10 protein-coding genes are annotated in these 13,738 nt (G+C 29.8%); 5 read left to right on the plus strand and 5 right to left on the minus strand.

The window, feature by feature from the left end; genetic code table 11:
- The first annotated feature begins 216 nt into the window (after positions 1–216).
- Complete coding sequence (locus tag P4S50_RS14450) at positions 217–504, plus strand: hypothetical protein (RefSeq protein WP_277731506.1); 288 nt, start codon at positions 217–219, stop codon at positions 502–504.
- A 6-nt stretch (positions 505–510) separates the two neighbouring features.
- Here P4S50_RS14450 and P4S50_RS14455 read toward each other — a convergent pair whose 3' ends face one another.
- Complete coding sequence (locus tag P4S50_RS14455; protein WP_277731507.1) at positions 511–2,190, minus strand: putative bifunctional diguanylate cyclase/phosphodiesterase; 1,680 nt, start codon at positions 2,188–2,190, stop codon at positions 511–513.
- Between the two features lie 184 nt (positions 2,191–2,374).
- The gene (locus P4S50_RS14460; RefSeq protein ID WP_277731508.1) at positions 2,375–3,088 is read right to left on the minus strand and encodes a PrsW family intramembrane metalloprotease; all 714 of its coding nucleotides are present in this window, start codon (positions 3,086–3,088) and stop codon (positions 2,375–2,377) included.
- 104 nt (positions 3,089–3,192) lie between these two features.
- On the opposite strand from P4S50_RS14460, the gene P4S50_RS14465 reads away from it, so the two are divergent.
- On the plus strand, positions 3,193–4,491 hold the full coding sequence (locus P4S50_RS14465) for a LysM peptidoglycan-binding domain-containing protein (RefSeq protein ID WP_277731509.1): 1,299 nt from the start codon (positions 3,193–3,195) through the stop codon (positions 4,489–4,491).
- Between the two features lie 2 nt (positions 4,492–4,493).
- On the plus strand, positions 4,494–5,744 hold the full coding sequence (locus P4S50_RS14470; protein WP_277731510.1) for a peptidoglycan-binding domain-containing protein: 1,251 nt from the start codon (positions 4,494–4,496) through the stop codon (positions 5,742–5,744).
- A 58-nt stretch (positions 5,745–5,802) separates the two neighbouring features.
- On the opposite strand, the gene P4S50_RS14475 is transcribed toward P4S50_RS14470, so the two are convergent.
- Positions 5,803–9,081, minus strand: a complete 3,279-nt coding sequence (locus P4S50_RS14475) for a S8 family peptidase (protein WP_277731511.1) — start codon at positions 9,079–9,081, stop codon at positions 5,803–5,805.
- 189 nt (positions 9,082–9,270) lie between these two features.
- Here P4S50_RS14475 and P4S50_RS14480 point away from each other — a divergent pair, with 189 nt between their 5' ends.
- Together P4S50_RS14480 and P4S50_RS14485 are read left to right on the plus strand one after the other, a co-directional pair.
- Complete coding sequence (locus P4S50_RS14480; protein ID WP_277731512.1) at positions 9,271–9,690, plus strand: DUF3783 domain-containing protein; 420 nt, start codon at positions 9,271–9,273, stop codon at positions 9,688–9,690.
- Between the two features lie 121 nt (positions 9,691–9,811).
- Complete coding sequence (locus P4S50_RS14485; protein WP_277731513.1) at positions 9,812–10,012, plus strand: cold-shock protein; 201 nt, start codon at positions 9,812–9,814, stop codon at positions 10,010–10,012.
- 170 nt (positions 10,013–10,182) lie between these two features.
- Here P4S50_RS14485 and P4S50_RS14490 read toward each other — a convergent pair whose 3' ends face one another.
- Entirely contained in the window at positions 10,183–11,805 is a 1,623-nt protein-coding gene (locus P4S50_RS14490; protein WP_277731514.1) for a Na/Pi cotransporter family protein, read from the minus strand.
- 345 nt (positions 11,806–12,150) lie between these two features.
- The gene (nhaC, locus tag P4S50_RS14495; RefSeq protein ID WP_277731515.1) at positions 12,151–13,554 is read right to left on the minus strand and encodes a Na+/H+ antiporter NhaC; all 1,404 of its coding nucleotides are present in this window, start codon (positions 13,552–13,554) and stop codon (positions 12,151–12,153) included.
- Between the last annotated feature and the right edge of the window lie 184 nt (positions 13,555–13,738).

A 13,738-nucleotide genomic window follows, 5' to 3' on the forward strand; every position in this document is an offset into this window, starting at 1 on the left:
TATTTCAATAAATTTTTATGTTGACTATATATATATATACATTAAAATATAATTAGGATCAAACTAACAGCAAAGGAGGTAATTACAATAGAAAAATTCAAAGATATTTTTTATGAAATAAGCGACCTAATATTAGGATTTTTTGTTTTATTAATTATAATAGCCACTATTGGATATCAGTTTTATGGATGGTTTGATAAAGATAAAGAATCAGTAATGAATATAAATACTACTATGGAAGATACAAACACTCCATCTAATGATAATTCAAATGAAAATAATTCTAAAATTTCTATACAAGATATCGTATATTTTCAAGTCAAGTCCGGAGAATCAGGTTCTCAAGTAGCCAGCAATCTAAAAAATCTAGGATTAATTGAAAATCCACAAGATTTTTTAACAAAATTGAAAGAATTAAATCTTGAGAATTCTGTAAAAGCAAATACATATAAACTAAAAACAGAATCGTCTCTAGATGAAATAATATCTACACTTACAAAATAGGCGCTATTATATAATAGCGCCTTTTTTCTCATCCTCATATATCATTTTTTCTAGATTCTCAATAGATACAGGTTTACTGTATAAATATCCCTGATAAGATTGACAATCTAATTCTTCCAATAAGTTCAATTGGTCTACATTCTCTACTCCTTCAGCTAATACCTTAAGATTCAAAGCCGTTGACATATCTATAATAGCCTTCATTATAGTTCTATTTACATTATTAAAACAAATCTCATCTACAAATACTTTATCTATTTTAACCTTATCTATAGGCAAATCCTTCAAATAGCTTAACGATGAATAGCCCTTTCCAAAATCATCTAGAAGTATTTTTATCCCCTTGCTTCTTAATATATTTAAAACATTGTAAACATATTCTTTATCTTCCATGGCAGCAGTTTCTATTATTTCAATACTTATGTCTTTAGGATCTATTTTTGTTGACTCAAATACAGCTTCTAAATGCGGGATAAAACTTTCCTCATGTAATAGCTTTGGAGATACATTTACAGAAATGTTTATAGGCTCTTTTCCTCTATCTATCCAATCTCTTATTTGAAGGCATGCAAGCTTTAATATATGTTTATCCAATGTTTTTATAAACCCTGTTTCTTCTGCTATTGGTATAAACTCATTAGGATATATCATACCCTTTTTAGTATGATTCCATCTTACAAGAGCTTCAACTCCAATTATTTGATTTGTCATTATATCTACTTTAGGCTGATAATGTAGAATAAACTCATCCTTCTGTATCCCAATTATAAGACTTTCTGCAATATCGAATTTATTTTTTATCTGACTATGCATATTATCATTATAAAATTGATAACCATTCCCCTGCTTTTCCTTAGTTTTATGCATAGCTATATCAGCATTTTTCATAAGTGTTTCCATATTGTCTCCATTTTTAGGATATAAGCAAATTCCTATACTGCATGTTATATGTACAGTGCTATCTTCTAATTCAAATGGTTTTCTAAATCTACGTACAATTTTTTTAGAGATTTGAGCTATTTCATTTTCATTTTCAATATCATTAAGTATTATAAGAAATTCATCTCCACCAGATCTTGCTAAATAATCTTCTTCTCTAATATTTTCTTTAATTCTTCTGGCTACTTTTTTTAATATATAATCACCATGACTATGTCCTAGAGAATCATTTATCAATTTAAATTTATCCAAGTCTACAAATAATATAGCAAATTTTTTATTCTCTGATAAAGCTTTCTCAATATTTTTTTCAATATCCCTTCTGTTTGGAAGCTCTGTCAATGAATCATTAAATGCAGTATGAGTTATTTCTTCTAATAAATTTTCCCTTTCTACTATAGCTTTTAAAAATCCATAAGCTATAAATATCATTCCTAATAAAAACGAGCTATTAAATACAATATTAGTTATCCCCGTATCTACTATATTGTATTTCATTATATTTATAATATCCCCAAATATATATATAGATAAAAATATCCATCCAAAACTTAAATATCTTGTCTTCAACTTAACCGATATCCCAAGACAAAATAAAGATAATATATATCCTAATGTTTTAATAAAAAAATCGAATATACTAGATTGTACATTCCCTTTAAAAGGTATATTATTTAAAATAAATACACATATAAAGAAAATAGTAATCGGCAGTATAATCCAATTCTTATAGAATTTTTCTTTCATAAAATCCCCCAAAATATGTTTAATTAGATTTTTTCTGTTTAATTAAATCAATGTATGAATTTTTTACTTGAAATATATTATATCATCTTAAAACTACTTTACTATAAAAAAATCATAAATTAAATAGTATATATATACTATAATAATATCATAAATTAAATAGTATATATTAGTTTTTTTAACTTTATTCTTTCTGTATTTTATTTATAAATCCAAATCTATCTTTTGAATCTTGTGTATACTTATTTAATTTACTAAGATTTATCTTCCACAAATAAATTACATAAGGTAAAAATAACCCCATCAATATAGGCATATTAGACATCAGTATAAAATCAAATATACCATGAAGTATTATAGGCATAGTCAAAGATTTTCTAAGATATTTCTTACAAACACCTTCCTCCATAACACAATATTTTGCAAGAGACAAGTAATACCCCATAGTTACTCCATATAGCATATGAGACGGAACAGAAAATAATCCCCTTCCTATTCCTACAGTAGGATTTGAGCTGAATTTAAATACAACATACATTATATTCTCTATAGTTGCAAATCCCAGTGATGCAAACGTACAATAAACTATTCCATCAAGCTTTTCATTGAAATGAGGACTCTTAAACGCACTCTTTAAAACTACCAACCTCTTAAAATACTCCTCTGTAAATCCAGCAACTATAAAAGCTGTATAAAAAGGCCACATTATACCAGAAAAAACATTAAATTTATCTAATATTTTTTCAACTACAATAGTTGGAATAACAGATAAACATCCCAATATAAATACTTTTAATAAAAGTTCTGGTGGTTCTTTGTCATATCTATCAGTAAGATATATCCCAATCAAAAGTGCAATTGACGGTGCTATTGCTGTAATAAAAAGTTTCATATTCATAATCTTCCTCCAAACACTTTATTTGATTTTTATTATTCCCAAAATAACTTAACAAAATATGATTTTTTTCATATTATATAATAATTTAATTTAGGAGGGGTAAAATGGAAATTTATAGAGTCAATAAAGGAGACAGCCTTTATGATATATCTAATAAATTCAAAGTATCTATAGATGATATCGTAAAAGCCAATAATCTTCCCTATTATGATAAAGTAGCTGTTGGAATGAATCTTTTAATACCTTCAAATTCTAATAAATCTAATAAAAATGATTTTGAATATAAAGTAGAAGTTGGAGATTTTTTATATAAAATTGCTAAAAAATTCAATGTAGATTATGAAGATATAATTAATATTAATAATTTAAAATCTCCATATGTAGTTTATCCTGGTCAAACTATTAAAATACCTAGCTCAAGCTCAAGACAACAGATTTCTACTCTACCTTTTTTTCAACCAGGAAAAGATTACGAAAAATATTATGATTATATAAAAGAAATATCAGATCAATTAACTTATATGGCTATATTTGATGTCAGAACTGACAAGGATGGAAATTTAATCAGTGAAATTCCAGATGATTTACCACAGTTTATATTAGACAATAACATAAGTCCTCTTCCTGTTATAACTAACTTTGATGGAGAAAATTTCAATAAGGATTTAGCAAGAGAAGTTTTAACAAATAATATGGATAAATTGATAGATAACATAGTTAAATTAACTGTAGATAACAACTACGGAGGAGTCATTCTAGATTTTGAAAATCTATATCCAGATGATAGAGATCTATTTAATACTTTCGTCAAAAAACTATCTGAAAAACTTCATGAAAATAATAAAGTACTTGGAATGGCTATTGCTCCTAAATGGGAAGATTGGTCTGATAGACCTTGGGTTGGATTCTTTGACTATGAAGAGTTAGGAAAATACTTGGATATAGCATATATTATGACTTATGAATGGGGATGGGTAGGTGGAGATCCTCAACCTATAGCTCCTCTTCCTAATGTAAAAAAAGTACTCGATTATGCTATAACAAAAATGCCTAAAGATGTAATATATATGGGAGTAAATTTATACGGATACGATTGGCTTGTTTATAAATATAAACAAGAGTCTGCAGAAACAGTAACACTTGAAAATGCATACAAACTAGCAATAGACAATAATGCACAAATAATGTGGAATAATCAATCTAAAACTCCGTATTTCAGATATACAGACGAAAAAGGAGATCTTCATGAAGTTCATTTTGAAGATGCATTAAGCCAATTATACAAGCATGAACTTGCAGAAGATATGAATCTTGAAGGTATTGGTTATTGGGTTTTAAATACAGAAATAGCTCCTACTTGGTATATTCTAGACGACTTATTTGAGGTTAGGAAGGTGATGTAATTATGGAAACTGGTAGATTATTAGTTCAAGTTATAGATAGTAAAACTAAAACTCCAATATCAGGTTGTAGAGTCAATATTTATTCCACAGAAACTGACACTCAAAAAACTTTAGCAGAAAATCTCCCTACAAATGAATTTGGTCAAACACCGATTATAGATTTACCAGCACCTGACCTTATATATTCACAAAAACCATCAGAGACAAGACCTTATAGCACCTATGTAGTAGAGGTTATAAAAGATGGATATGTAGATGTTGTAGTAGATGGTATTCAAATACTGGCAACAGAACTTGCTGTTCAAGGCATAGAGCTTGATAAAATAGAAAACACTAGATTCATGAGACAAGAAACTGAAATTGTAGTTATTAGTGAACACACTTTATGGGGAGTATTTCCTCCAAAAATTCCAGAAACACCAAATAAAATTATACCTCCACCTACAGGATTTGTAGTTTTAGATTTTCCTCAAGTTCCAGAGTATATTATAGTACACGATGGTTCCCCAGATGATGATTCCGCTCCTAACTATTGGGTTAGATATAAGGACTATATAAAAAATGTGGCATCATCTGAAATATACTCAACATGGCCAGTAAGCACAATATACGCAAATGTATGTGCTATAGTATCATTTACTTTGAACAGAGTTTTTACTGAATGGTATCGAGGAAAAGGTAAAAATTACACTATAACATCATCAACAGCATTCGATCATAAATGGGTATACGGAAGAAATATATTCGAAAATATAAGTTTAGTTGTAGACGATATATTCAATCTATACTTTAGTAGACCAGGAGATAGAAGGCAACCTCTTCTTTCTCAGTACTGTGATGGTGTTCGAGTTGAATGTCCTACATGGATGACTCAATGGGGTAGTAAATATCAAGGAGATCTAGGTAAGTCTTATGATGAAATATTAAGATTTTTTTACGGACCTAATATAGCATTTAAAAGAGCTCAAGTAGTAACAGGAGTTCCTACCTCTTATCCTGGTTATACCCTAGGAATTGGTTCAAGTGGAAGTCCAGTTAGAACAATACAAACTCAACTAAATAGAATAGCACAAAACTATCCTGCTATCCCTAAAATGAAAGTAGACGGTGTATACGGAGACTCAACTGCTGAAGCTGTAAGAACATTCCAAGAAATATTTAGATTACCAGTTACAGGAACAGTAGATTTCCGTACTTGGTTTAAAATTTCTGATATTTACGTAGCAGTTACTAAAATTGCAGAATTAAAATAAACACTAAAAAAGATATATAAAGAAAAAGAGTAAAGCTTATAAGCTTTACTCTTTTTCTTTATATATCTTTTTTAACTTGTGAAGAATATCTCCAGTTAAATACAGATCTTATTTTTTCAAAAGCACGTCGTAAATCAAGAGAACCATACCCCCAAGATATATTAGGATATTCATCCCCTTCTCTCATATTAGCTCCTCTTATTAAGTAAGTCTTAACTTTTGGAGTATACATTCTTGTATCATTTCCTTCTACTATTCCCCACTGTAAAAGCTGTGCTACAGCACCTGCTGTATGAGCTCCTGCAGCACTTGTTCCTGTAATCGTTCCATATCCTCCACCTGGAGTAGTGGACGTTATATTAACCCCCGGAGCTACTATATCTGGTTTTATTCTATCATCTCTAGTTGGACCTCTTGAAGAAGCTCTATACAAACTATTGTCTCTATGATTATAAGCTCCTGCTGTTATTCCAGCTTCTGCTGTACCTGGAGTAACTATAGTTCCGTAGGGATCTGCCTTTAAGAATTCAGTTCCATCTGCAAGTAATTCTTTATTAGGTAGGTACATATCGTATCTTCCATCTACAATGTAATCTCCATATAATTTTATAATCCAATTCCCAGGTTTTATATTTTCGAAAGAAATCCCTATAAATTCATCTCCAGTAAGCTCATCTGGGAATTTATAAGTTATATTCGTTTCTGAACCTTCCATTGTAAATTTCACAAGTTCAGTTTCGCTTAATTTAGCTGGTATTTTATCAATAGCATCTCCAGTTGGAGAAACCAACCCCACAGATATTCTATCAGGTTTTTTACCCCAAAAATAAACTTCTAAATCATCTTGATTTTCTCCTACTTTAAGCTCTACTTCTTGTACTTCTCCTGTATTATTAAATTTCCCACTATAATGAGTTTTAGTATCTGCTTCATTTCCTGCTGCTGTAACAGCTACTACTCCTCTATTTCTAGTTAATTCATATATATAATTTTCTAACATAGTTCTACCATCATGACTTCCTTCATTTGATCCTACAGATACATTTATAACTAAAGGCATACCGAGCTCTTGTGCCTTTTCATATGCATATTTTATTCCAAGCATTAAATCTGAAGAATTATAATGCCCATTATGATTTTCTAATTTTACAACTACAAATTCACTATCAGGAGCAGCTCCTACATACTTTTCATCTACCATTCCTCTTCCACCTATTATTCCTGCTACTAATGTTCCATGGCCTGTTTCATCTGTAGTCTCTAATTTTTCACCACTTTGAATTGCTTCATTTATTTCTTCTCTTGTATATTCTTTCCCAAATACAAATCCTTCTGGTGGATTTCCTTCTAAATTCTGATCCCAAATACTTACTATCTTAGAAGTGTCATCCTCATATATAAAATCAGGATGAGAATAATCTACCCCTGAATCAATTATAGCTACCAAAACACCTCTTCCCGTCTGAGGTATATATGGATGCTCGTGAAAGAATTTAGATCCAGTCTCTTCTATACTGTTATCTATAAGAGGTACCATTTTCATAGGTCTTCTTACAGCTACTATATTATCTATTCTTTCTACTAATATTTCTGCATTTAGATAATCAGGAACATATACTACTGCATATCTATCATTTATCTTTTGAATTTTATCTATACCCATTTCATTTAATTCGTCTGCTATATCACCTTGATATTCTACTACATATTCCTTTAAACCGTCATTCCCATCCCTATAATTATTGTCACCTCTATATAAATTCCTAAAACCTTGTGTATTAATATCTTTTAAATTCAATTCACCATACCCCCAAATCTCATCTGGATATTCTAAAAAACTCTTATCTCGTGTAGCATTTTTTAATATTAAAGCTTTAATCCTATCAGCATATAAAAATGGGTCATTTCCGTCAGCTATTCCCCATTCCATTAAAAGTGCTATACTTCCAGCTACTTGTGGAGCTGCCATACTCGTTCCTGAAAGAGCTGCTAATCCTCCTCCTGGAAAACTAGATACTATATCCTCACCCGGAGCTACTATATCAGGTTTGACTATATTCCTTGATACATCACCTCTTCCAGAGAAAGATGATGTTGTATCTGTTTTATGATCATAGCTTCCAACAGATATAACTCTTTTAGCAGTAGCTGGAGTTGTTATCGTAAGCTCTGTGGTTGGATCTAAAAATTTAGTATTTTTACTTAATTTCTCCGATATAGGCAGATATATATCGACATCTCCTTCTACAACTTCACTAGCATCTATTATTATCTTCCATATTCCCTCTTGAATATATGGATTCCATTTTAAATTAATTCTAGCCTGTTCTCTTAATGTATATGGAGTTGGTGGAACAAAAAAAGATGTCATATTGGTATTTCCTAACATAGCATTTATTTCTCCAGAGTTTTCTCCAATGTTTGGACTAGATACTCCAGATGGATTTACAACTTTAAAGGTGAAATCATCGGCAAATTTCTTCCATATAGCAATGTCAAGCTCTCTTTCTCCAGGTCCTACAGAGAATTCAATTGGCTTTAATACATCTTCTTCAAGCTTTACATACTTATGATGCCCCTTATCACCTTCATTACCAGCTGCAACGACAATAGAAGTTTTCCATCTTTGTGACATATCATCTAAATACTCTTCAAACAAAGAAGTTCCATCATGAGGTCCTTCATTAGTTCCATAACTTATATTTATAACAACAGGTTTACCTAATTTTTCTGCTTCATCTATTATATACTTTACAGCCCTCATAAACTCTGTTGTTCTAGCAAATGACTCTATTCCCTTAGTTCCTACCTTAACAGCTATTATATCGGCATCTGGGGCTGCAGAGGATGCTATTCCTGCTACATGTGTCCCATGCCCTACTTGATCTACAAAAGGAATACTCTCTTCTCCCTCAAGTGCTTTATTGATATCTTCATTTGTATAAACATATCCTTCTTTAAATCCTTCAGGTGGATTCCCCTCTCTTGTTTGATCCCATATACTTATTATCTTGGATGTAGAATCTTCATTAATAAAATACGGGTGCCTATAATCTATTCCAGAATCTATAATTCCTATTATAACCCCATCACCCGTGAGACCTGTTGTGCTTTTAAAAGAATCTATTCCACTTGCTTCAGAACCTGTTAAACTCGGTCCTAAAATAAAAGGTCTCTCTATATATTCTATCTCTTCGTAATCTAGTAATTTAGGTATATCTTCTTCTTTTAAAGTAATTATTGCAAACCTTTCATTTAAAAGCTCAACAACAGACTCCAAATCTTCTTCTATTTTTGATAAATCACCGTGATATTTAACTATAACCTCAAAATCCACCCCATTCCCTCCTTATCATATTAAGTAAAGCTTAATCCAAAAGCTGTTAAGTTCTTATATCTAACTTTTAGCTTTTAGGTAAATTAAAACTTATATTATAATTGTATGTTTAAAAATCAAAAACAAGCTTTTAAATATCTTTTTTTGGGATATAAATATAATATGATATATATAAAGGAGTGTTAAAAAATGAGTTTTAATAGAATAGATGATAATAATAATGAAAAACCTAACGATCCACATAAAATTTTAATATACGGATATTCGGATCAAGATATGATTAAATTTGAAGATTCATTTAAAAATGTTGGTGAAAATGATTTTATATTTTTAAATAATTCAAATTTAAATCAAAAAGTATATGATATAATCATTTCGAACAATATGAGTGAAAATAATACTTCAAATGAAGATTTTCCAAATATCCCTTTTATACTTTTAAGTGGTTTTTCCAATAAAGAAGTTATGGATTTCTTTAATTTTATAAAAGAAAACAATTTCCCCAAACCACTAATAGCACTACTAACAAAAACTAATAAATCATGGTTTCTAAAAGATTTAATAAAAGATGTTTATCAAGAACATATGATCATGATAAATAAAAAATAAATAGAAGTATATCAAATATAAAGTTTGACAATACTAAGTATACGTGTTACTCTATATAAGTAATATAGTTACGGAATATAAGTAACAGAGTTACAGAATAATTTTTTTGGAGGATTTTTAAATGAAAACAGGAATAGTTAAATGGTTCAATAGCGAAAAAGGATTTGGTTTCATAACAGTAGATGGTGGAGAAGACGTATTCGTACATTTCTCAGCAATCCAAACTGAAGGATTCAAAACTTTAGAAGAAGGACAAAAAGTTGAATTCGAAGTAACTGATGGACCTAAAGGACCTCAAGCTGCTAACGTAAGTAGAATATAATAAATAATTATATATTTTATTATATATTTATTTCAAGGAAAGCCTAGTTTATTCTAGGTTTTTTCTTTTTTTGTACTTTAAATTTTCTACTTTAAACAATGATAGATGAACAATAAAAAAGGTATCTTATCATAATGATAAGATACCTTTTTTATTGTTTATTTTTTTATTTAACTATTTGGATTTGCATCAATAACATATTTAGCTATGTTAGAAGCATGATCTCCTATTCTCTCCATATTACTTATTAATTCTAAGAAAACTATTCCTGATTCTATATTACATTTATTATTATTCAATCTATATATATGGTTCTTTCTATATGCTTTTTCCATCTCATCTATTTCTTCTTCTATCTTTAATACGCTTAAAGCCAAACTAATATCTGCATTCTTCATAGAATCAAGTGATGTCTTATATGCTGACATAACCTTTTCAAACATAATCTTTAAATCTTCTATAGCTCTATCAGAAAAAGATATGTCTTTTTCTATAACTTCTACCGCAAGTTCTGCTATATTATCAGCATGGTCTCCAACTCTTTCTATATCTCCTATAGTGTGGAACAATGCATCTATTATTTCTCTGTGCTTTACAGATAAATCTTTATTCGATAATTTCATTAAATATTCCGTAAGAATTTTTTGTAAATCATTTATTTTTCTTTCTTTCTCAAATGTTACATCTGCATCTTTTTTAGATTTATTTAAGAATGCATTCATAGAAGATTCCAATGATTTTCTAGCCTTCTTACCCATTCTCAAAGTCTCTCTTACAGAGTTCGAAAGAGCTATTGATGGTGTTTCAAGAATTCTATCATCTATATACTTAGTAAGTCTATATTCTTTTTCATCTTCTTTTTCCGGTATTATAGTCATAGCAATTTTCACTATGAACATTGCAAACGGAAACTGTATTACAACATTTATAATATTAAACAGTGTATGAGCATTAGCTATTTGTCTTGTAACATCAGTAGGATTAAATTTTGTTACAAGTGCAGTTATAGGAGCACTTAGAATAAAAGCAAATATCGTAGTACCTATAATATTAAATGTTAAGTGCATGATAGCTGCTCTTTTTGCATTTTTACTAGCTCCTATACTCGATAAAAGAGCAGTAACACAAGTTCCTATGTTCTCTCCATATAATATAGGAAGAGCTGATGATAGTGGCATTAATCCTTCAGATGCAAGAGCTAAAAGTATACCCATTGAAGCACTACTACTTTGAACTATTACAGTAAGTCCAAATCCCATTAATATTCCAAGAAAAGGATTATGTCCAAAACTTACTAATGCATCAGTAAAAGCCTTAACCTCTCTTAAAGGCTTAACAGCATGTTTCATAAAATCCATACCTATAAATAATATACCAAAACCTATTAATATCTCTGCAAATTTTTTATTTCGTTCATTAGATGAAAATAAATATATTATCATACCGATTCCAACAGCAACTGGTGCTATATCAGTTAATTTAAAAGATACAAGTTGAGCTGTAACTGTAGTACCAATATTGGCTCCCATTATAACTCCTATAGCTTGAGTTAATTTCATTATTCCAGCATTAACAAATCCAACAACCATAACAGTCGTAGCACTACTACTTTGTATAACAGCAGTAACAAACGTTCCTACTAAAACAGCCATAAATCTATTACTAGTCAACATAGCTATTATCTTTTTCAATCTCTCTCCTGCTGCTTTTTGAAGTCCTGCAGCCATTAGATTCATTCCATATAGAAACAATCCTAGACCACCAATTATTCCCATTGCTATTTCTACAGCCATATTATTCCTCCTCAATTTTTATAATTGAATTTTTTATAATTTCGTCAAATTATGACCTTCTTAAGCTTATCAAAATAAAATATTAGTATGGTTAAGTTTTTGTTAAATGTAAGTTAAGAAAGAGTTAAAAAAATTATGAGTATATTAAGCGAAAGGTAAAAATAGTTAAATATAAGTTAAATTCATATATTAATCATTTATTAGTATCTGAATTTCATAAAAAAATATGTAATTTATATAATAAAAAAAATCTTCATTTGAAGATTTTAAATGTAGGCTTTTATAAAATTTGTAACATAAATATAAAAAATACCTATAAACAATTTGTTTATAGGTATTTTTAATCTATGCTGTTTCTTCTTCGAAGAATTCCTCATCTACATATTCTATTGTAATTCCTAAGTATCCATATACTATAGCCACTATAGGATTAATTAAATTTAAAAATGCAAATTGCATATAAGCAAATGGATGAACTCCAAGTGTTGTTGACATGTAAGCTCCACATGTATTCCATGGAATTAATGCAGAAGTTAAAGTTCCTGAATCCTCAAGTGTTCTAGATAGATTCTTAGGATGTAATCCTCTTTTTCTATATGCATCCTTATACATTCTACCAGGAACAACTATAGATAAATATTGATCTCCAGTAACTAAGTTAGTAAATATACAAGACAATACAGTAACAAGTATTAACGAACCTGTACCTTTTGCTAATTTTAATATATTACCAGCCATACACTCAAGCATACCTGTACTTTCTAATATACCACCAAAACTAAGTGCACATAGTATTAATGATACAGTACCCATCATACTATCAAGTCCACCTCTACTTAATAGTTGATCTACTACGTCTACTCCAGTATTAGATACGAATCCACTTTGAGCTGCTCCTAAAATTGCTTCAAGACCTGCTCCTTGGAATATAACTGCAAATATACCTCCTATTATCGTTCCACCTACAAGTCCAGGTATCGCTGGAACCTTAAATATAACAAGTGCTATAACTAAAAGCGGTGGTACTAATAACATAAGATTTATATTGAACTGACTGTTTAAAGTATTAAGTATCAAATTAATACTCTCAGAATCAACGTCCCCTCCAGCATACTTCATTCCAAGCACCCCATATATAACAAGCGCTATTAAAAATGAAGGTCCCGTTGTAAATATCATATGTCTTACATGATCAAACAATGTAGCTCCAGCCATTGCAGGCGCTAAATTAGTTGTATCTGATAAAGGAGACATTTTATCTCCAAAATAAGCACCTGATATTATAGCTCCTGCAATCATAGGTTCTGGCATTCCAAGTCCCTTACCAACACCAACAAGTGCTATACCAACAGTACCAACAGTTGTCCAAGAAGATCCAGTTGAAAGTGCTACTACTGCACAGATTATAGCAGTTGCAACTAAGAATACAGATGGTGATAATATCTGAAGTCCATAATATATCATCGTTGGAACCACTCCACTTAATATCCACGTACCTATTATAGTACCTATTATCATAAGTATTAATATGGCTTGCATTCCCATATTTATACTTTTTAACATTCCACTTTCTATTTCTTTCCAAGTATATCCTATATAAGTTGCCACAAGACCGGCAATAGCAGATGCTGCTATTAAAGGTATATGTGGAGATGCTTCAAATTTAAATACCGCTATTACTAAAAATAATACCAATGAAATTATCGGTATAAGTGATACTCCTAACGTTATACGTTTTTTTTCACTCATAAAAACCTCCTAGTTTTTCACACAATATTCTGTCTATTAACTTTTCTTTTTTCACTCATTCACATACTATAAAATAAATGAGACTTGCCAATTAGATTAAAATTATTTGATTGATTACTACAATTCATTTTTATAATATTTTTTAATTTAACACCCTCTTATTATAAGTTTTTGTATACAATCT

Source organism: Tepidibacter hydrothermalis (genome assembly GCF_029542625.1).
Classification (GTDB): domain Bacteria; phylum Bacillota; class Clostridia; order Peptostreptococcales; family Peptostreptococcaceae; genus Tepidibacter_A; species Tepidibacter_A hydrothermalis.

What these genes read in the sequence shown, in the direction of transcription:
- P4S50_RS14450 (WP_277731506.1), top strand. Translation starts at nt 217, where the DNA reads ATGAATATAAATACTACTATGGAAGATACAAACACTCCATCTAATGAT.
- P4S50_RS14455 (WP_277731507.1), bottom strand. Translation starts at nt 2,190, where the DNA reads ATGAAAGAAAAATTCTATAAGAATTGGATTATACTGCCGATTACTATT.
- P4S50_RS14460 (WP_277731508.1), bottom strand. Translation starts at nt 3,088, where the DNA reads ATGAATATGAAACTTTTTATTACAGCAATAGCACCGTCAATTGCACTT.
- P4S50_RS14465 (WP_277731509.1), top strand. Translation starts at nt 3,193, where the DNA reads ATGGAAATTTATAGAGTCAATAAAGGAGACAGCCTTTATGATATATCT.
- P4S50_RS14470 (WP_277731510.1), top strand. Translation starts at nt 4,494, where the DNA reads ATGGAAACTGGTAGATTATTAGTTCAAGTTATAGATAGTAAAACTAAA.
- P4S50_RS14480 (WP_277731512.1), top strand. Translation starts at nt 9,271, where the DNA reads ATGAGTTTTAATAGAATAGATGATAATAATAATGAAAAACCTAACGAT.
- P4S50_RS14485 (WP_277731513.1), top strand. Translation starts at nt 9,812, where the DNA reads ATGAAAACAGGAATAGTTAAATGGTTCAATAGCGAAAAAGGATTTGGT.
- P4S50_RS14490 (WP_277731514.1), bottom strand. Translation starts at nt 11,805, where the DNA reads ATGGCTGTAGAAATAGCAATGGGAATAATTGGTGGTCTAGGATTGTTT.
- nhaC (WP_277731515.1), bottom strand. Translation starts at nt 13,554, where the DNA reads ATGAGTGAAAAAAAACGTATAACGTTAGGAGTATCACTTATACCGATA.